Below are 17,982 nucleotides of genomic sequence, written 5' to 3' on the forward strand. Positions count from 1 at the left end.
CCGTGGTTGCTACAAAAAAGATTGGTATAAATTTAGTTTAGGTCCAGTTTGCGCAATCGGTTGCACATTTGACGATGATCACTGGTTCACAATTGCTAGAGGACGGGGGAGAAACCAAAAAGAGTTGTGACATAGGTCCTATTACTTTAATAAAAAGTGAACAACGAGGAATGACTACGCTAAGCCATTTTTAGCTTTAAAACAAAAAAGAGACTGAGTTAATTCTCAGTCTCGAATGCTGGTTTCTAACTATTTATAAAGAATCAATCCTTAGGGAAAGGTTAGTCCCGGGAATTCTTATCTTTTCCGGCATTAGGGTCCATGATCCGGTAATCGTCATCCTTCATTGCTTCCACTTCACCAAGCCGGTAGCCGTTACCAACCTGGCTAAAGAAGTCGTGGTTGGAAGTGGAAGTAGAAATCCCGTTCATTACGACGGGGTTGACGTCAGCTGCCGTATCTGGGAAGAGTGGATCCTGCCCCAGGTTCATGAGGGCCTTGTTGGCATTGTAACGGATAAAGGTCAGAACGTCATCGGTCCACCCAATCTTGTCGTACAGCAGGTGAGTGTACTTCTCTTCGTTATCGTAGAGTTCGTACAGGAAGTTGTACAGCCAGTCTTTCATGTCCTGCTGTTGCTTTTCGGTCCGTTCATGCAGACCCACTTGGAACTTGTAGCCGATGTAGGTACCGTGGACAGATTCGTCACGCAAAATCAACTTGATGATTTCCGCCACGTTGTTTAACTCGTTGTGTCCCAGGTAGTAGAGGGGAGTATAGAAACCAGAATAGAAGAGGAAGGTTTCCAGAAAGACGTTAGCAACCTTTTTCTTTAACGGATCTTCCGCCGGGTTCAGGTACATGTTAGCAATCTTCGTCGCTTTGTTCTGCAAGTACTCTTCGGTATCGGACCAGTTAAAGATTTCGTCAATTTGGTCGGGAGTATTGAGTGTGGAGAAGATAGTGGAGTAACTCTTGGCGTGGACGGATTCCATGAACTGGATGTTGTTCAATACCGCTGTTTCGTGCTGGGTCTTAACGTCTTCTTTGAGGGCCGTCAGCCCGGCCTCAGATTGGACGGTGTCCAGCAGGGTCAAGCCCCCGAAGACGTGGCCCACGGTCCACTGGTGGTCTTCATCGAGGTTGCGCCAGTCGTCCATATCATTGGAAACCGGGATCCGGGTGTCCAACCAAAACTGTTCAGTCAGTTTCTCCCACGTTGCCTTGTCAATCATGTCGGAAATCTCATTCCAATTGATGGCCTTATATTGGTTTAATGGTTTAAATTCTTCAAGTTTCATTTACCTAGCCTGCTCCTTAAATTAATCAACCTATAATATTTTAATTGCATTCAAATTTTAGCAATGATTTTTATGAAAATCAAATGACGCAGCTTTCACACTGGTTGGCACCAATCTCGTCATTATCATCCGTAAAGGTCCGGATGTAGTAAATTGACTTGATTCCCTTCTGGTAGGCATAGTGCCGGAGGATATTCAGGTCACGGGTCGTCATCTTGTTGGTCCGGCCATTCTTCCACTCATAGAGGCCTTCCGGGATGGTTGACCGCATGAAGAGGGTCAAGGACATGGATTGGTCAACGTGTTGCTGTGCGGCGGCATAAGTGTCAATGACCTTGCGCATATCGATGTCGTAAGCGGAACGGTAGTAAGGCATCGTGTCATTAGACAGGTATGGCGCTGGGTAGTAGATCTTCCCAATCATCTTTTCTTGCCGTTCTTCGACCCGGTTGATAATTGGGGTCAGGCTGGCAGTGGAGTCATTGATGTAGGAAGTGGACCCGTTTGGTGCCACGGCGAGACGGTACTCATTGTAGAGCCCGTCCTGCATGACCTTTTCTTTGAGGGCTGCCCAGTCGGCTGGCCCTGGGATGAAGATTCCGTGGAAAAGGTCTTTAACGACGTCAGATTGTGGTCCCAAGTCCTTAGTGGTGTACTTATCGAAGTAGGAGCCATCAGCGTAGCTACTCTTATCAAAGTTATGGAAAGTTTCTTGCCGTTCCTTGGCAATTTCGTTTGAAGCGACTAATGACCAGTAGTTGAGCAGCATGAAGTAGACGCCGGTAAATTCGATGGCAACCGGGCTGCCGTACTGGATATGGTTTTTAGCCAGGTAACTGTGGAGCCCCATTGCTCCCAGACCAACGGAGTGGGCGAGGGCGTTACCGCGCTTGATACTTGGGACGACGGTAAGGTTTTCAACGTCACTAATGTGGGTTAAGCCCCGCATCATGGCACGGACGGAGCGGCCGAAGTCTGGACTATCCATCATGTTAGCGATGTTGGTAGAACCGAGGTTACAGCTGATGTCGGTTCCCAGAGTTTCGTAAGACTGGTCATCGGCAACCTTGGATGGGACCTGAACCTGGGCGATTTCTGAGCAGAGGTTGCTCATGACGATCTTACCGTCAATCGGGTTGGCCCGGTTAACCGTATCGATGTTGATGATGTATGGGTAACCCGATTCCTGCTGGAGCTTACTGATTTCATCTTCCAGGTCCCGAGCATTAACCTTTTTCTTGCGAATTTCATCATTAGCGACCAGGTTGTCATACTCTTTGGTAATGTCAACGTAGGAGAAGGGTTTGCCGTAAATCCGTTCCACGTCGTAAGGGCTAAAGAGGTACATATCCTCGTCCTTTTCAACTAACTCATAGAACTTATCGGGAACCGTAATCCCAAGGGACAGGGTCTTTAGCCGGATCTTTTCGTCGGCGTTTTCTTTCTTAGCACCGAGAAATTCAATAATATCCGGGTGGAAGACACTCAGGTAGACCACACCGGCCCCTTGCCGCTGGCCGAGCTGGTTGGAATAGGAGAAACTGTCTTCCAATAATTTCATAACCGGGACAACCCCACTAGCGGCCCCCTTGATCTTTTTAATTGGGGCGCCAGCCTCCCGCAGGTTGCTGAGGTTGATCCCAACGCCACCGCCAATCTTGGAGAGCTGGAGCGCGGAGTTGATAGTCCGGCCAATCGTGTTCATATCGTCAGTAGCCTGGATGGCAAAGCAGGACACAAATTCCCCCCGCCGTTTTCGGCCGACGTTAAGAAAAGTTGGGGTAGCAGGCTGGTAGCGCTGGTGGATGATTTCGTCCGCCAGGTCCATTGCGAGTTCTTCATCCCCATCCGCTAGGTAGAGAGCGTTCATTGCGACCCGGTCAATGTAGTTTTCCAGGTAGTATTCCTTGTCATCCGTCCGGAGAGCGTACTGGGCATAGAACTTGTAGGCTGCCATAAAGGAGTGGAAGTGGAAATCCTGAGCCTTTAAGTAGTCATAGAGCTTGGTCAAAAAGGCTGGGCTGTACTTGTCCACAAAGCCTTCTTCGATGTAGTCATTATCTTCTAGCCACTGGAAGCGGTCCGTTAATGAGGCAAACTGCTTGGTGTTGGGCCGGACATTTTGGGCGATGAAATCCGCCAGTGCTTCCTGGTCCTTGTCCAGTTGGATCTTGCCGTTACGGGGGATATTGACTTCGTTGTTGAGGTCGTAGTATTTAACTTTGGTAATATCAATGTCAGATAAGGCCATGATTAGTAAGTGCTCCTTCTAAAGATTGCTGAAACAATAAGCAAACCAGGCACGCTCATGGGTGCGCCTGGTTTGAAACGGGGTCGGATATCAAATTAGTTAGGCCAGTGCCTGCAAGCGATCCGGCCGGAAGCCAGAAAAAGCACTGCCGTTAGGTAATTTGACTACTGGGGTGGCCAGAAAACCAGCTGCCTTTAGCTGGTCAACGTATTCCGGCTGTTCGTCAATATTGTGTTCAACAAAGTTGATTTGGTGCTGTTGCAAAAACTTTTTGGTCATCTTGCATTGGATGCAGTTGTTTTTAGAAAAAACAGTAACCATAATGAAAACCTCCCAGGAAATTAATTCGTAGTTGATGTTACTAAGTATAGCTGGAATATCGAAAAAATCAATTAAAAAAAGTACCACATATTGTGAATGACAATCAGTGAAACACAATATGTGGTACGGAGCACGCTGACTATTTTAGCGTGAAACTTTTTTATTTAATCACTAGATAAGTTTTCGGAACTAATTTAATATTATACACTGAATTAGGACGAGATGGCGAAAAATTTGAGGAAAGTTTGCAATGGAAAAAGAACAACAAAAATTTATGGCGGCGGCCTTAGCTGAGGCCCGGCAGGCAGCAATCTTAAACGAGGTGCCGATTGGGGCAGTCGTGGTTAAGGATAATCAGATCATTGGACGGGGGCACAATATGCGGGAGCATTTCCAAGACGTCACCTACCATGCTGAAATGTTAGCAATTATGGAGGCCTGTGAACGACTTCATAGTTGGCGGTTGGAAGATTGTGACCTGTATGTGACCCTGGAGCCTTGCATTATGTGCAGCGGCGCCATTATCAATGCCCGGATTGCCAATCTCTATTACGGGGCGGCTGATCCTAAAGCCGGGGCGGTTGATAGTCTTTACCACCTACTGGCTGATTCACGGCTGAACCACCAGGTCCGGGTAGAGAGCGGAATTATGCAGGCTGAATGCAGTCAGGTGCTAAAGGAGTTCTTTCGGGCAATTCGGCGGCGGAAAAAGGCCGCCCGCAAAAAAGGTCGGGCAGGAGACTAGCATTTCCGACTGAAGTAGTGTATTATACTAATTGCCGTAAGGCCTTAGGGCAAGGGTGCGCTTACGAACCGTGTCAGGTCCGGAAGGAAGCAGCACTAAGTTTGATGTGCCTTGTGCTCTAAGTTTGATTGAAATTAAAGCGGGAGAGCTGTCGTTAGCCACAGCTCTCCCTTTTATATTCTTAATTATTCCAAATTTGTTGGGAAGAGCAGAAGTTTTATTATCGAAAATTAGCAGAAAGCTAGTATAATATTTAAGTAATGTACTAAGAATGAAGAAAGGAAGCCACGCGATGAGTTACCAAGCATTATACCGGGTTTGGCGTCCCCAGCGCTTTGACGAGCTAGTGGGGCAGCAGGTGGTCACGCAGACCCTGAAGAACGCAATTGTCACCCACCAGATTAGTCACGCTTATCTCTTTGCGGGGCCCCGGGGGACCGGTAAAACATCTGCCGCTAAAATCTTTGCCAAAGCCATTAACTGCCACCATCTAAAGGATGGCGAGCCGTGCAATGAGTGCGCTATTTGTAAGGCAATCACGCACGGCCAGCTCAATGATGTGATCGAAATTGATGCCGCCTCAAATAACGGGGTGGAGGAAATTCGGGATATCCGGGATAAGGCCAAGTACGCGCCGACCCAAGCGGATTACAAGGTTTATATTATCGACGAAGTGCATATGCTGTCGACGGGAGCCTTCAACGCGCTGCTCAAAACGCTGGAAGAACCACCGGCAAACGTGGTCTTTATCTTGGCAACGACTGAGCCGCACAAGATTCCTTTGACAATTATTTCTCGGGTGCAGCGCTTCGACTTTCGGCGAATTTCTGCCCAGGACGCTTATGAGCGGATGAAGTATATCTTGGACCAAAAACAAGTCCAGTATGAAGAAAAAGCCCTCTGGGTGATTGCTAACGCGGCCGAGGGCGGAATGCGTGACGCCCTGAGTATTCTTGACCAGGTATTATCCTTCAGTGATAACCAAGTCCAGCTCAAGGATGCTCTGACGGTGACGGGGAGTGTTACCAAGCAGTTGCTGGAAAAGTATTTCTTTGAAGTAACGGCTCACAAAAGTGCCGACGCCTTGAACACGATGAAGGACATCCTTAATGCGGGTAAAGACGGGCAACGCTTTATTGAGGACTTGATTTCCTTCATCCGGGACGTACTCCTGTACCAAGAATCACCCCAACTCATCATGGTCGAGAGTACGGGACTGACCGACGAGGACTTCCAGAAGATGAGTGCCGCGGCCCCGGCAACGGTCTTGTACCAGATGATTGACGCGCTTAATGGCATTCAAGAGGAGATGCGGTTCACCACTCACCCCGACGTTTATCTAGAAGTGCTGACGGTTAAACTGGGGCAGATCGATGACCAGTCGGCGCCTGCCACCACCTCGGTGCCAGCAAAACAGCCGCAGTCAACTAGTGCGGACCAGCAGACGATTGCCCAGCTAGAGGCAACGGTTAAACAGCTACAAGCCAAGGTCAGTCAACTACAGGCGGCCCCACCGACGGCCGCCGCGGCAAAGCCCGTTAAGCAGCCGAGCCAGCCCCGGGTTCAACAACGCAACGTGGAGGTCAAACTCAGTCAGATTAACCCGGTGCTGGGCAAGGCGACCCGGCGGGATCTGGTGGAAATCCAGGGGCTCTGGCAGGAACTCCTATCGAAACTCAGCGTTCCCCAGCGGTCGCTGCTCCATGTTTCCAAACCGGTGGCAGCCAGTACCGGCGGTGTAATTGTTGCTTTCGACTATGCCTTCCTCTTTCAGCAGGCGATGGATGACTCGGCCCTCCTGTCCAGTATGGAACAGGGCTTACAGGAACTGACGGGGACCGAACGCAAGGTGGTGTTTGTACCGAAGGATAAGTGGCCGCAAATCAGGCGAGAATATATCCGGGACCACGGACTGGATAAACGCCAACCGGCTAATGAGGCTCCGGCTCCGACGCCAGCTAGCCAGCAGGATTCGGCGGAGGCGGCCAGTGCTGACCAGCAATCCCCGGCAACCGGCGATTCAGCCGGGCCGGCTGATCCGGTCAGCAAGGCGGAAGAGCTTTTTGGCAGCGAAATCGTTAAAGTAGAAGATAATTAATAGAAAAGGAATGATGGATAATGATGCGCGGAATGAATATGCAGCAGATGATGAAGCAGGCTAAGGCAATGCAGAAGAAAATGATGGCCGAACATGAAGAACTGGCTAAGCAGGAATTCATTGGGAAGGCTCCCGACGACATGGTGACGGCGACGTTCACGGGGGATAACACCCTGGTTGACTTGAAGATCAAGCCGGAAGCAGTTGACCCTGACGATGTAGATATGCTGCAAGACCTGGTTGTTGCCGCTATTAATGACGGGATGAAGCAGGTTAATGACGCCACTCAGCAGAAACTGGGCAAGTACACGCGCGGCATGGGGATGTAGGCACGATGCAGTACCCAGAACCACTAGCTAAGTTGATTGAGAGCTACACCAAGCTCCCCGGAATCGGCCAAAAGACCGCGACCCGGCTAGCCTTTTATACTTTGGGGATGCAAGAAGACGACGTGACTAACTTTGCTAAGTCGTTGTTGTCGGCGAAGCGGGATCTTCATAGTTGTAGTATTTGCGGCAACATTACTGAGGATGACCCGTGCCCGATTTGTCGGGACAAGACCCGTGACCAGTCACAGATCCTGGTGGTCGAACAGTCGCAGGATATTATGGCTCTTGAGCGGATGCACGAGTACCATGGCCTTTACCACGTCCTCCACGGGGTAATTTCACCGGTAGCCGGAACGGGACCTGAAGACATTAACATTGCTAGTCTCCTGAAACGGCTGCAAAAGAACGAAGAGGTCAAGGAAGTTATCATCGCGACGAACGCGTCATCTGATGGCGAACTAACGGCCGGCTACCTTGCAAAGTTAATCAAACCGGCTCAAATCAAGGTTACCCGACTAGCCCATGGCTTGTCAGTCGGGGCTGACATTGACTACGCTGATGAAATGACGTTGTTTAAGGCGGTTCAAGGACGAACGGAGATGTGAAAATGCTGTTTAAACGTCAGTCCGACCGGGTTAAGCAGGCCCGAAACCAACACTTGCTGGACACGATTTATGATACTAAGGCGAGCTGGGATCACGCCCGCGAAACCCAGCGGGCCGTTTATGAGGCCAACGTCAGCAGTGAGCTGCGTGACCGGGCAAAGATCCAAGAGCAAAAGTACCTTTACCTATACAACATTGCCCGGCGGTGTAAGGTGCATGGCAAGTTGAATAAGGGGGTCATCAGTCAGTGAGTGCGCAAGTACAGGGAAAATTTATTTCGTTTGAGGGCCCGGATGGAGCAGGGAAGACCAGTGTCCTCCGGGCGATTCAGCAGCAACTGGTTGACCAGCTGGGTGCCGACCGGGTAATGTATACGCGGGAACCGGGGGGCAACCACATCTCGGAGCAGATTCGCCAGGTATTATTTAGTCCCGAAAATACGGATATGGATGGCCGGACTGAGGCGTTGCTGTTTGCGGCCGCTCGGCGTCAACATATCGTTTCAGAAATCGTCCCTGGCTTACGGGCGGGCAAAGTCATCCTGTGTGACCGCTACGTTGATAGTTCGATTGCCTATCAGGGAGCGGGCCGCCACCTCGGCGAGCAAGTGATTTGGCAGATGAACCAGTTTGCAATCGATGGCCTGCTGCCTGACCTGACAATTTACTTAGACGTCGAATCGGAAGTTGGCTTGCGGCGGATTGCCGAGCACCGGGCTGACCAGGTGAACCGGTTGGATGAAGAAAAGCTGGCCTTCCACCAGACGGTGCGGGCCGCCTACCTTCGCCTGTACCAGGCCCACCCGGATCGGATCAAACTGATTGATGCCGGCCAGCCGTTGGACCAGGTGATTGCCGCTGTTGCGCAAACAATTCACCAGCGTTTTCCAGACCTATTTGAATAACAAACATTAGGGGTGAGTACGATGAAAATGATTATTGCAATTGTTCAATCTAAGGATAGCAACCGCCTGCGGAAGGCCTTCAACAAGGCGGAAATCCAGGTTACCCAACTATCCACGACCGGGGGCTTCCTTCGGGAGGGCAACGCAACCTTCTTAATTGGGGTCAAGGATGACCGGGTCCAGACGGTTCTCGACGTAATCAAGAAGAACGCGGAATCGCGGGAACAGTACGTGACCTCTCAAATGCATATCGACGCTGAGGGTGGGTCAGCCTTCCCGGTTAATGTGCGTATTGGCGGGGCGACCGTTTTCGTATTGCCGATTGAGCAGTTTCTTAAATTTTAAGCAGGTGATCTAGGTGGCAGGCAAACAAGCAACGACAGCCCAGGAACTCCAGCCAGGCTTAGTTGAACGGCTGAAGAGGGTAATTGATAACCAGGAATTGGCACACGCTTACCTCCTCGTTGGCCCTGCTGGTTCAGGAAAAAGTGAAGTGGCGCGGTGGTTAGCATTGCACCTCTTTTGCTTGCACCCGCAAAATAACGAGCCCGACTTGACCTGCCCGGAATGCCAACGCATTTTGAGCGGCAACCATCCTGACGTGGTAGTCGCTGCACCAGAGGGCCGGCAAATTAAAGTTGACCGGATTCGTTACCTTAAAAGCGAGTTTACGAAAAGCGCGATGGAGGGGAGTCAAAAACTCTTTATCATCCAAGATGCGGAGAAAATGACCACCAGTGCGGCTAACAGCTTGCTGAAGTTTATTGAAGAGCCGGGGCCGGGAACCTACATTTTGATGTTGACTAGCAATAAGAGTGCCGTCCTGCCGACGATTCAATCCCGGACCCAGGTATTAGAGATGGCCCCGCTAAAACGGGCGGACCTCCTCGGGGTGTTGGCTGACCGGGGGATTAGCCACCGCCTTTCACAAGTGGCGGTAGGGCTGACTGACTCGGTAGCAGCAGTCGAGGCGTGGTGTGCGGATGACTGGTTAGCTAATGCCATCCAGGGAGTGCTCCGGTGGTACCAGCATGCCAGTGCCGGGCAGATGATGGCCTTTGTTGACGTGGCGACGGACCTGGTCAAACTGGCCGGCCATGACCGGGAACACCAGCAGGTACTCTTGGACTTGATTACCCTCCTCTGGCGGGATACCCTATTGGTGGCGAGCGGAGTGACTGAAACGACCCGTTTACATTTTACGGATGAACTGGAGTTGCTTCGTCAGGTCAGTCAACAGCACTCGCTCAAGCAGCTACTTGCGGTCAGCCAGTTAACGTTGGCCACCCGCCACCAGCTAGAACAAAACATTAGTTTTCAAAACGTCAGTGAGCAGTTGACGATTCAAATTGTCCAGACTTTGAACGGGAAAACGGGGGCGCGCGCATGAACGAAAACCAGCAGCAAAATAATATCTACGACAACCTCGCCAAGCTGGGGAGCCACTTGACGGAAATGGGGAACGAACTGGCGGCGTTAAAGTCGCAACTGAACGTGGCTCTGGCTCAGAATGCTGAGCTGACAATTGAAAATCGCCACCTTCAAGAGGCCATCAAGAAGCTCCGGGACCAGCACGGGGAACAACAACTTTCCACGGGGCGCCGGACGTTAAATGAGCTTTATCACCAGGGCTTTCACGTTTGCCGAAAACACTTCGGCGAACGCCTCGCCCCCCATGAAAGCTGTATTTTCTGTGATGAGGCCATTTTTAGTGGCATGGACGAACAGAGTGGAAGACAGGAGTAAGTGTGATGCAGCAGGTAAGCAGTTTTAATAATGAACAGACGGGCCGTCTCTATCTTGTGCCGACCCCGATTGGCAACTTGGACGATATGACCTTTCGGGCCATTAAGACCTTACGGGCAGTTGACTTGATTGCCGCTGAAGATACGCGTCATACCCAGCAGCTGCTCAATCATTTTGAAATTACGACCCGCCAAATCAGTTTTCACGAGCATAATACCGAGCAGCGGATCCCAGAACTGCTGGCTAAGCTCAAGGCGGGGCAGCAGATCGCCCAGTGCAGTGACGCGGGGATGCCGTCGATCTCGGACCCGGGAAAGGAACTGGTCGCCGCGGCAGTGGCTGCTGGAATCCCGGTTGTGCCACTGCCCGGTGCCAATGCTGGCCTGACCGCCCTGATTGCTTCGGGCCTCGCACCCCAGCCATTTTACTTTTATGGCTTTTTGGAGCGAAAACACCAGCAGCAGGTCAGTGAGCTCCAGGCACTTGTCAACCGGCCGGAAACAATGATTTTCTATGAAGCTCCTCACCGGCTAAAAAAAACATTGGCAACGCTGGCCGAAGTATTGGGTGATGATCGGCAGGCCGTCCTAGCACGGGAACTGACGAAGCGTTATGAGGAGTTCAGCCGGGGGACACTGGCTGAATTACGGGATTACTTCATTGACCACCAGCCCCGCGGCGAATTCGTCGTCCTGGTTGCCGGCAATGACCACCCGGCAGATGAGCAAGGTGCGGGCGAAGGGACCCCCGTGGAACAGGTGGACCAGGAAATTGAGCGCGGGTTATCAACGAACGCCGCAATCAAGCTGGTTGCTAAGCGGAACCGGCTCAACCGGCAGGACTTGTACCGGGAATACCACCACATAGGAGAATAATTGTGACAAAGTTGATTCAAAATGCTAATTGCTATGAAATGCAGCACCAGCTGACTTACTATGAGTGCACTGATTCCGGCCATCCCAGTATGAGCATGTTGCTGAGCATGATGACGATGGTATCAGATGCCCATTCGATTTTTGTGGGTTTGGACCGGACCGCGGTTGATAAGAGCGGGGGCGCCTGGGTGATTGTTGGCTATGAGGGACAGCTAGCTCCCCACCAGCCCCATTTTGGCGAACAGGTAATCATTGGCACCCGGGCGCTGGCCTACAACCAATTCTTTGCCCTGCGGGAGTTTTGGCTATCGGACCTTGACCACCAGCAGCAATATGTCCACGTTAAGGCCCTCTTTGTGATGATGGACTTAAAGGCCCGGCGGCTGATGCGGATTCCCGCCGAACTGATCACCCCCTTTGCGTCACCCCTAAAGAAGCGACTGCCGCGGTTAGCTAAGCCGGAGCAGCTGCCCACCAAGTACGCGGCGCGTGACTACCAAGTACGGTACTTTGATATCGACATTAACCACCACGTCAATAATGCCCGCTACCTGGATTGGATGTTGGATCCGCTGGGGCCGGACTTCCTGCGGGGACACCGGCCGGTTGCCTTTAGGATTAACTACGAGGCCGAGGTTCAGGAAGGGGCAACGGTTGAAAGTCGTTACTACCTCAAACGGCAGGAAAAAGGGATCACCACAGTTCATGAAATTTGGGCTGGCGGCCGGTGCTGTACTACGGCCGAACTAGAATGGCAACCAGTTTAGTGATGAATACACGTCTGAAAGTTGGCTTTAGAGTCGATTTTCAGGCGTGTATTCTTTTATCCTCCAGCTAATTCCTGGCGAGCGGTGAATATTAGTTCAGTAATGGATTCCATTTTGGCCCGGCGTAATCATAAGCTATAATGGATTTATAGAGAACTGCGAACCAGATTGAGGAGGGATAGAATGGCCAAATCACTAACAGCAGTAATTTACTTGGAGCCTAACCAGGTAAGTTTACGCATTATTGAACTGCCAAGTCTGAAGGTAGTTAACAATGTTCAGTCTGGCGCCCTGATGGTTGGTACTGAGAAGATTGCCAACTATGCTCAGAATATGGAAGCAATTGTCAACAACCTAGACGGCTTCAAGCAACTGGTCAAGGATTATCAAGTCAAGGAAATATCGTTTTACGGGGCCTTGGAAGACCTGGATGAGGTCACAGCCCAGTACGTGGCCGATCAATTGGAAGTGCGGTCAGGACTCAGAATTCACTGGCTAAACAATAACCAGCTGATGGCCCAATCAATGAGCTGTGTCGTTACCCACTTAGCAGAGTTTAATAAGCTAAGCAAACACTGTCTTTACCTGGTGAGTCTGGGTCTGGATTCGATGACCCTGGCCTTTTTCCACCACGGTAACTTTGAAACTCTGTGGGAACTTGACCTCGGGGGCGCGCAAATCAGCCGCCTGGTGGAGCGCCTGCGGCAAACCACCACTAATCCAGAGGAAATCATCCAGGATTATATCAACAGCAAGCTGGGCTATATTGCCCCAGAACTGATCCAAAAGAAAAAGACGACCCTGCTGATTCAAAATGCGCCGACCCTGGCTAAGCGCTACATTGAGCGCCGGCACCACTTAGGCGAAATCCCTGGGGAAATCTTTAGCAACCCCACCGACCGGATCGACCTGCTGGCACCAAGCCAGCGTCTCTGGGACGAAGAACTGGTCGAGGGGCGCCAACGGGAGCTGCTGGTGCCGAACTACCTGGTAATTGCCCGGGCGGCTGAGTTGATCCACCCGACGAATATTTACGTAACCGACATTTCGGTGATGGACGGGCTGACGAACGGGATTGCCGTTAATAATGACCAGTCGCGTCAGCAGATTCACACCATGATTCGAACTTCGGCCCACGACCTGGCGGAACGGTACGGGGTCAATAATGGTCACCAGCGTTTCGTGACTAGGTTTGCCCTGCAATTCTTTGACCAGCTGCGGCCAATCCACCGGCTAGGCAACCATGAGCGCTTGCTGTTGGAAATTGCCAGCATGGTTGATGATATTGGGAATTTTATCAACCAGAGCGGCCACTACCGCCACTCGGCTTATATCCTGCGGGCGAACCCGCTGATTGGTTTGTCGGACGAGGACAACCGAATTATTGCCGAGGTGGCCCGTTACCACAGTGCGGAGTCACCGACCGCAATGCAGCCGCACTACCGGCACTTGGACGATGATATTCAGCTGACGATTGCCAAGCTGGCCGCGATTTTGCGGGTGGTGGATTCCCTTGATGATTCCCGCCAGCAAAAGATTACGGCGGTCAGCCTCAAGTTGACGAGCGATAATCGCTTGAAAATCAAGGCGACTGCAAACGACGACCTTGTTCTAGAGAAGTGGTCGTTTAGTTCGAAGGCCAAGCTGTTTAACGATGTTTTTGGGATTCAACCGGTCTTAATTGAGAGGGGCAATTAGGAATGTATAAGGACTTTTATAAACCAGAAAACTACGTCAACCGGGAACTCAGCTGGATTGATTTTAATGGCCGGGTTCTCGGTGAGGCGACCGATGTCAGCAACCCGCTGTTGGAACGGGCGAACTTCCTTGGAATCACCCAGAGTAACGTTGATGAATTCTTCATGGTCCGGGTGGCGTCCCTGCATAAACTGGCCGCGGCCAACGTCACGACGACTGATGCCTCGGGCCTTACGCCAGAAGAGCAGCTCAACGCCGTTAACCGCAAGGAACATCGGATGGTCCAGGAGCGTTACGAGATTTACAACCAGCAGATCATTCCCCAGTTAGCCAAAGAGCAGATTAATATCCTCCATATCAAGGACCTGGATCAGAAGCAGTACGAGTTCATCCGGCGCTACTTCAACGATGAATTGATGCCGGTACTGACACCAATGGCGGACGACAGCTCCCGGCCGTTTCCGTTTATCTCCAATAGCTCCCTCAACATTGCCATCAGCTTGCGGCGGGATCCGACCGCCCGGCAGCCTGGCAAGCGTGAAACCCTGGAAGGGGACCAGGAGGTTAATAAGAAGCAAAACGAGCCCCACGATGACCGTCAAGAAGCAGAAATTAAATTTGCGACGGTCCGGGTGCCTGAGATTTACAAGCGCCTAGTCCGTCTGCCGGGTGAAAACAACTTTATTCTGATTGATGAGCTGGTAAAGGAATTCCTGTCCATGCTCTTCCCGGGATACCAGATCTTGGCGACAGCGACTTACCGGGTCATGCGGGACATGGACCTGGACGTGGCGGAAGAAGATACTTCCGACTTGCTGCGGGCCGTCAAGCACCAGCTCCGGGAACGGGAACACGGTCAGGTAATGCGCCTGGAGGTTGAAGATACGATTGATGAGTGGCTGGAGGACCAGCTGATTGATAACCTCCACGTCTCGGAACGGTCAATTTACCGGGTGGACGGGCCAGTTGACCTGACCTTCCTGAAAAAATTATCGGGGATGGTCGATGACCATGCTGACCTGCGCTTCAAACCGTTCAAACCCTACTTAAACCCCCAGCTGGATATGGAGCATAACATCTTCAAGGCCATCCGCCAAAAGGATTACCTGGTCCAGCACCCGTATGACAACTTCGACGCGGTGGTCAACTTTATCCACCAGGCGGCGACCGACCCCGCCGTGCTTGCGATTAAGATGACCCTCTACCGGGTTTCCGGCAATTCACCGATTATCAAGTACCTGGGAATGGCGGCCCAGCAGGGAAAGCAGGTTACCGTGCTGGTCGAGGTCAAGGCGCGGTTTGACGAGCAGAATAACGTTCGCTGGGCCCAGCGGTTGGAACAAATGGGCTGCCACGTCATCTACGGCTTGGTTGGCTTAAAGACCCACTGTAAGGTCGCCCTAGTAATCCGACGGGACGAGGATGGCTTGCGCCGGTACATGCACCTGGGAACCGGAAACTATAACGATGTCACCGCGCACTTCTATACTGACATGGGGCTGTTTACCTGTGCCCATGAATTAGGGGTCGACATGACCAACCTCTTTAACATGCTCTCCGGTTTTGCCCGTCCGCCGTACTTCTACCAGCTGCGGGTTTCGCCAGACGGGATTCGTAACTTCATCAACCAGAAGATTGACGACCAGATTGCGGTCGCCAAGTCCGGCAACCCGGCCCTGATTCGGATGAAGATGAACTCCCTGTCGGATAAGCAGATTATCGCCCACCTCTACGACGCAGCAGCTAACGGGGTCAAGGTTCAGTTGCTGGTGCGGGGGATTACCTGCCTGCGCAACGACCTCCCGGAATTGCATAACAATATCGAAGTCCACTCGATTGTCGGCCGCTTCCTGGAACACTCCCGGATCTACTACTTTGAAAGCAATGGTCACGAGGAAATCTACCTTGCCAGTGCCGACATGATGACCCGGAACTTGAACCGGCGGGTAGAGGAACTGTACCCGGTTACCCAAGCCGATACCAAAGCCCGGGCTATCCAAATCTTTGATATTATGTGGCGGGATAACGTCAAAACGCGGGTCCTGGAAGGAGACCACTATGAACGGCTGGATCGTGACGGTGCGGCACCGTTTAATTCGCAGGAATACTTTGTTCAAGAGGCGGTCCGCCTGAACAAACAGGATAATAAGCAGCAAAAGGCCCGCCGGCACTTCCCAAATGTTTTTGAGACCCTCTCGAAACACGTCCCGAGCCTGCACTTAAAAGAAAAGGATGATGCTAATGGCAAAGACGACTAGACTCGCGGTGATTGATCTTGGTTCCAACTCGGTCCGGCTGAAAATTAGTGAACTGCTCCCGGATAATGAGGCCGTGACCAAGCAATATGTTAAACGCTACGTCCGCCTCTCTTCGCAAATGGGTCCGGAAAAGACACTGAAAAAGGAACCGGTAGAACGAACGCTGGATGCACTGTGGGAATTTCGTACCATCTGTGATCAGTATTCGCGCCTCAAGGTGATTGCGGTAGCAACGGCGGCAGTCCGACAGGCGCAGAACCAGGCGGAATTTCTGCAGCGGGCGAAAAAGGAGACCGGTTTTGACATTCAAGTGATTTCCGGAGCCCAGGAAGCCTACCTCGACTACGTGGGGGTAACCCATAGCTTAGAAATAGACCGGGGACTAATTATTGATACCGGGGGTGCCAGCATGGAGCTGGTCGGTGTGGAAAGCGGGGCGGCCGAAGAAACCATCAGTATCCCGCTGGGTTCGGTGATTTTGTCCCAACGTTACCACCTCGGCGATCAAATTCAGGCTGCCAACCTTTTTGACGCCATGGTTGAAGTTGATGAGGCCCTGTCACATCAGCGCTGGCTTAGTCGCTTCCGGGGCAGCCGAATTATTGCCCTGGGCGGTTGCAACCGGGCCCTGGCCAAGATTTACCGCTGGCGGAACGCGGTTGCTGGCAAGGCGGCCCCCATTCATGGCCTGACGATGACTTCGACAACGGCTTTTCAGATCATGCACGAACTGCTGGAAGGCGACCGGGCAAGCCGGGCGGCCATCCGGGGGGTTACCCGGGAACGGGCCGACGTGATTGTGGGCGGCCTTCTTCCACTGCTAGCCCTAATGCGTCAGCTAGCGATTGATGAGGTCGAGTTCAGCAACAGCGGTCTTCGTGAGGGGCTCCTGTTCAAGTACCAGGAGCACAAGCTGGACTTTGGCTAGTTTTACTTTCTTTTACTAAAATTTACTAATTATTTTAGTAGGTCTGTGCTACAATTTGGGTAAACAGAGTTCAGTCGTCAGTTACTGGCGGTAGTTGAAGCAAGGAGGAAATAAGATGGCAATTCTAGTTGCTGGTGGGGCCGGCTACATTGGCTCCCATATGGTGAAGAACTTGGTAGAACATGGTGAAGACGTGGTTGTCGCTGATAACCTGTCAACGGGTCACCGGGACGCAATTAACCCGCAGGCTAAGTTTTACGAAGGTGATATCCGGGACCGGAAGTTTTTGGACCAAATCTTTGAGAACGAAGACATTACCGCGGTAGTTCACTTTGCGGCCTTCTCAATTGTGCCAGAATCAATGAGCAAGCCATTGAAGTACTTTGATAACAATACGGGTGGAATGATCACCCTGCTGGAAGCGATGCATGATCACGGGATCAAATACATCGTCTTCAGTTCAACTGCCGCGACCTATGGGGTTCCTGAACACATGCCGATCAAGGAAACGGATCCGCAAAAGCCGATTAATCCTTACGGCCTGAGCAAGCTGATGATGGAAGAAATGATGGCCTGGGCAGACAAGGCATACGGGATTAAGTTTGTTGCCCTCCGGTACTTCAACGTTGCGGGAGCGGCCCCGGACGGCACGATTGGTGAAGACCACGGTCCAGAAACCCACCTAGTACCGATTATCCTTCAAGTGGCGCAGGGGAAGCGGGACGAACTAAGCATCTTTGGCGACGACTACAACACCCCGGACGGGACCAATGTGCGGGACTATGTTCACGTCATGGACCTGACTGATGCCCACATTCTGGCAATCAAATACTTGGAGGCCGGAAACAAGAGCAACGCCTTTAACCTCGGCTCCTCAACCGGCTTCTCCAACAAGCAGATGCTAGAAGCAGCCCGGGAAGTTACCGGCAAGCCGATTCCTGCTAAGATGGCACCGCGGCGGCCAGGGGACCCCGACTCGCTGGTAGCAGCCAGTGATAAGGCCCGGGAAGTGCTGGGCTGGAAGCCGAAGTACGATGATGTTCACGACATCATTGCCACGGCCTGGAAGTGGCACTCGACCCACCCTAAGGGCTACGATGACCGGGACTAATTTAAGAGAAAACGTTACGGGCTGAGAAAGTCCGCTGTAAAATAG

At 51.8% G+C, this 17,982-nt stretch carries 18 protein-coding genes and 1 other RNA gene; 16 read left to right on the forward strand and 3 right to left on the reverse strand.

Annotated elements, in window-relative coordinates; genetic code table 11:
- Positions 1-281: 281 nt before the first annotated feature.
- From nrdF to nrdH, 3 genes are all read right to left on the reverse strand, one after another.
- A complete protein-coding gene (nrdF, locus tag FC49_RS01985; protein WP_003715922.1) occupies positions 282-1,301 on the reverse strand; it encodes a class 1b ribonucleoside-diphosphate reductase subunit beta in 1,020 nt (339 codons plus the stop codon).
- A gap of 79 nt (positions 1,302-1,380) precedes the next feature.
- A complete protein-coding gene (nrdE, locus tag FC49_RS01990; protein ID WP_056983957.1) occupies positions 1,381-3,552 on the reverse strand; it encodes a class 1b ribonucleoside-diphosphate reductase subunit alpha in 2,172 nt (723 codons plus the stop codon).
- 99 nt (positions 3,553-3,651) lie between these two features.
- On the reverse strand, positions 3,652-3,873 hold the full coding sequence (gene nrdH, locus FC49_RS01995) for a glutaredoxin-like protein NrdH (protein ID WP_004564562.1): 222 nt from the start codon (positions 3,871-3,873) through the stop codon (positions 3,652-3,654).
- Between the two features lie 250 nt (positions 3,874-4,123).
- On the opposite strand from nrdH, the gene tadA reads away from it, so the two are divergent.
- The 16 genes from tadA to galE all read left to right on the forward strand — a co-directional run bounded on the left by tadA (position 4,124) and on the right by galE (position 17,937).
- A complete protein-coding gene (gene tadA / locus FC49_RS02000) occupies positions 4,124-4,618 on the forward strand; it encodes a tRNA adenosine(34) deaminase TadA (RefSeq protein ID WP_004564549.1) in 495 nt (164 codons plus the stop codon).
- A gap of 41 nt (positions 4,619-4,659) precedes the next feature.
- Positions 4,660-4,746: signal recognition particle sRNA small type (ffs, locus tag FC49_RS09730), an RNA gene on the forward strand.
- A gap of 164 nt (positions 4,747-4,910) precedes the next feature.
- Entirely contained in the window at positions 4,911-6,716 is a 1,806-nt protein-coding gene (gene dnaX, locus FC49_RS02005) for a DNA polymerase III subunit gamma/tau (protein WP_004564569.1), read from the forward strand.
- Between the two features lie 20 nt (positions 6,717-6,736).
- A complete protein-coding gene (locus tag FC49_RS02010; protein ID WP_003715920.1) occupies positions 6,737-7,045 on the forward strand; it encodes a YbaB/EbfC family nucleoid-associated protein in 309 nt (102 codons plus the stop codon).
- Between the two features lie 5 nt (positions 7,046-7,050).
- The gene (recR, locus tag FC49_RS02015) at positions 7,051-7,650 is read left to right on the forward strand and encodes a recombination mediator RecR (protein WP_004564572.1); all 600 of its coding nucleotides are present in this window, start codon (positions 7,051-7,053) and stop codon (positions 7,648-7,650) included.
- A 2-nt stretch (positions 7,651-7,652) separates the two neighbouring features.
- A complete protein-coding gene (locus FC49_RS02020) occupies positions 7,653-7,901 on the forward strand; it encodes a YaaL family protein (RefSeq protein ID WP_056983959.1) in 249 nt (82 codons plus the stop codon).
- Positions 7,898-8,554: a dTMP kinase gene (gene tmk / locus FC49_RS02025; RefSeq protein WP_004564558.1), complete on the forward strand. Its 657-nt coding sequence runs from the start codon at positions 7,898-7,900 to the stop codon at positions 8,552-8,554. Before FC49_RS02020 ends, tmk begins: the two co-directional genes overlap by 4 nt.
- A 21-nt stretch (positions 8,555-8,575) precedes the next feature.
- Complete coding sequence (locus tag FC49_RS02030; protein ID WP_003715934.1) at positions 8,576-8,899, forward strand: cyclic-di-AMP receptor; 324 nt, start codon at positions 8,576-8,578, stop codon at positions 8,897-8,899.
- A 13-nt stretch (positions 8,900-8,912) separates the two neighbouring features.
- Positions 8,913-9,944 (forward strand): DNA polymerase III subunit delta', encoded by a 1,032-nt coding sequence (gene holB / locus FC49_RS02035; RefSeq protein ID WP_056983961.1) that lies wholly within the window; start codon positions 8,913-8,915, stop codon positions 9,942-9,944.
- Complete coding sequence (locus FC49_RS02040; protein WP_003715931.1) at positions 9,941-10,300, forward strand: initiation control protein YabA; 360 nt, start codon at positions 9,941-9,943, stop codon at positions 10,298-10,300. The genes holB and FC49_RS02040 overlap by 4 nt, the downstream gene beginning before the upstream one ends.
- 5 nt (positions 10,301-10,305) lie before the next feature.
- A complete protein-coding gene (gene rsmI / locus FC49_RS02045; protein WP_004564571.1) occupies positions 10,306-11,175 on the forward strand; it encodes a 16S rRNA (cytidine(1402)-2'-O)-methyltransferase in 870 nt (289 codons plus the stop codon).
- Between the two features lie 2 nt (positions 11,176-11,177).
- Positions 11,178-11,942, forward strand: coding sequence for an acyl-[acyl-carrier-protein] thioesterase (locus FC49_RS02050; protein ID WP_004564548.1), 765 nt, complete (start codon positions 11,178-11,180; stop codon positions 11,940-11,942).
- A 183-nt stretch (positions 11,943-12,125) separates the two neighbouring features.
- A complete protein-coding gene (locus FC49_RS02055; RefSeq protein ID WP_056983962.1) occupies positions 12,126-13,640 on the forward strand; it encodes a hypothetical protein in 1,515 nt (504 codons plus the stop codon).
- Positions 13,641-13,642: 2 nt separating this feature from the next.
- Positions 13,643-15,898 (forward strand): RNA degradosome polyphosphate kinase, encoded by a 2,256-nt coding sequence (locus tag FC49_RS02060; protein WP_056983964.1) that lies wholly within the window; start codon positions 13,643-13,645, stop codon positions 15,896-15,898.
- Positions 15,882-16,826 (forward strand): Ppx/GppA family phosphatase, encoded by a 945-nt coding sequence (locus FC49_RS02065; protein ID WP_056983966.1) that lies wholly within the window; start codon positions 15,882-15,884, stop codon positions 16,824-16,826. The genes FC49_RS02060 and FC49_RS02065 overlap by 17 nt, the downstream gene beginning before the upstream one ends.
- A gap of 115 nt (positions 16,827-16,941) precedes the next feature.
- Positions 16,942-17,937 carry a UDP-glucose 4-epimerase GalE gene (gene galE / locus FC49_RS02070; RefSeq protein WP_003716054.1) on the forward strand — a complete coding sequence of 332 codons (996 nt, stop codon included), beginning with the start codon at positions 16,942-16,944 and terminating at the stop codon, positions 17,935-17,937.
- Positions 17,938-17,982 lie beyond the last annotated feature (45 nt).

It is taken from the genome of Limosilactobacillus oris DSM 4864 (genome assembly GCF_001434465.1).
GTDB lineage: Bacteria > Bacillota > Bacilli > Lactobacillales > Lactobacillaceae > Limosilactobacillus > Limosilactobacillus oris.

Coding starts and splice junctions, on each gene's coding strand:
- nrdH (WP_004564562.1), bottom strand. CDS start 3,873: ATGGTTACTGTTTTTTCTAAAAACAACTGCATCCAATGCAAGATGACC.
- FC49_RS02065 (WP_056983966.1), top strand. CDS start 15,882: ATGGCAAAGACGACTAGACTCGCGGTGATTGATCTTGGTTCCAACTCG.
- tadA (WP_004564549.1), top strand. CDS start 4,124: ATGGAAAAAGAACAACAAAAATTTATGGCGGCGGCCTTAGCTGAGGCC.
- FC49_RS02030 (WP_003715934.1), top strand. CDS start 8,576: ATGAAAATGATTATTGCAATTGTTCAATCTAAGGATAGCAACCGCCTG.
- rsmI (WP_004564571.1), top strand. CDS start 10,306: ATGCAGCAGGTAAGCAGTTTTAATAATGAACAGACGGGCCGTCTCTAT.
- FC49_RS02010 (WP_003715920.1), top strand. CDS start 6,737: ATGATGCGCGGAATGAATATGCAGCAGATGATGAAGCAGGCTAAGGCA.
- galE (WP_003716054.1), top strand. CDS start 16,942: ATGGCAATTCTAGTTGCTGGTGGGGCCGGCTACATTGGCTCCCATATG.
- FC49_RS02020 (WP_056983959.1), top strand. CDS start 7,653: ATGCTGTTTAAACGTCAGTCCGACCGGGTTAAGCAGGCCCGAAACCAA.
- dnaX (WP_004564569.1), top strand. CDS start 4,911: ATGAGTTACCAAGCATTATACCGGGTTTGGCGTCCCCAGCGCTTTGAC.
- FC49_RS02040 (WP_003715931.1), top strand. CDS start 9,941: ATGAACGAAAACCAGCAGCAAAATAATATCTACGACAACCTCGCCAAG.
- nrdE (WP_056983957.1), bottom strand. CDS start 3,552: ATGGCCTTATCTGACATTGATATTACCAAAGTTAAATACTACGACCTC.
- recR (WP_004564572.1), top strand. CDS start 7,051: ATGCAGTACCCAGAACCACTAGCTAAGTTGATTGAGAGCTACACCAAG.
- FC49_RS02060 (WP_056983964.1), top strand. CDS start 13,643: ATGTATAAGGACTTTTATAAACCAGAAAACTACGTCAACCGGGAACTC.
- nrdF (WP_003715922.1), bottom strand. CDS start 1,301: ATGAAACTTGAAGAATTTAAACCATTAAACCAATATAAGGCCATCAAT.
- FC49_RS02055 (WP_056983962.1), top strand. CDS start 12,126: ATGGCCAAATCACTAACAGCAGTAATTTACTTGGAGCCTAACCAGGTA.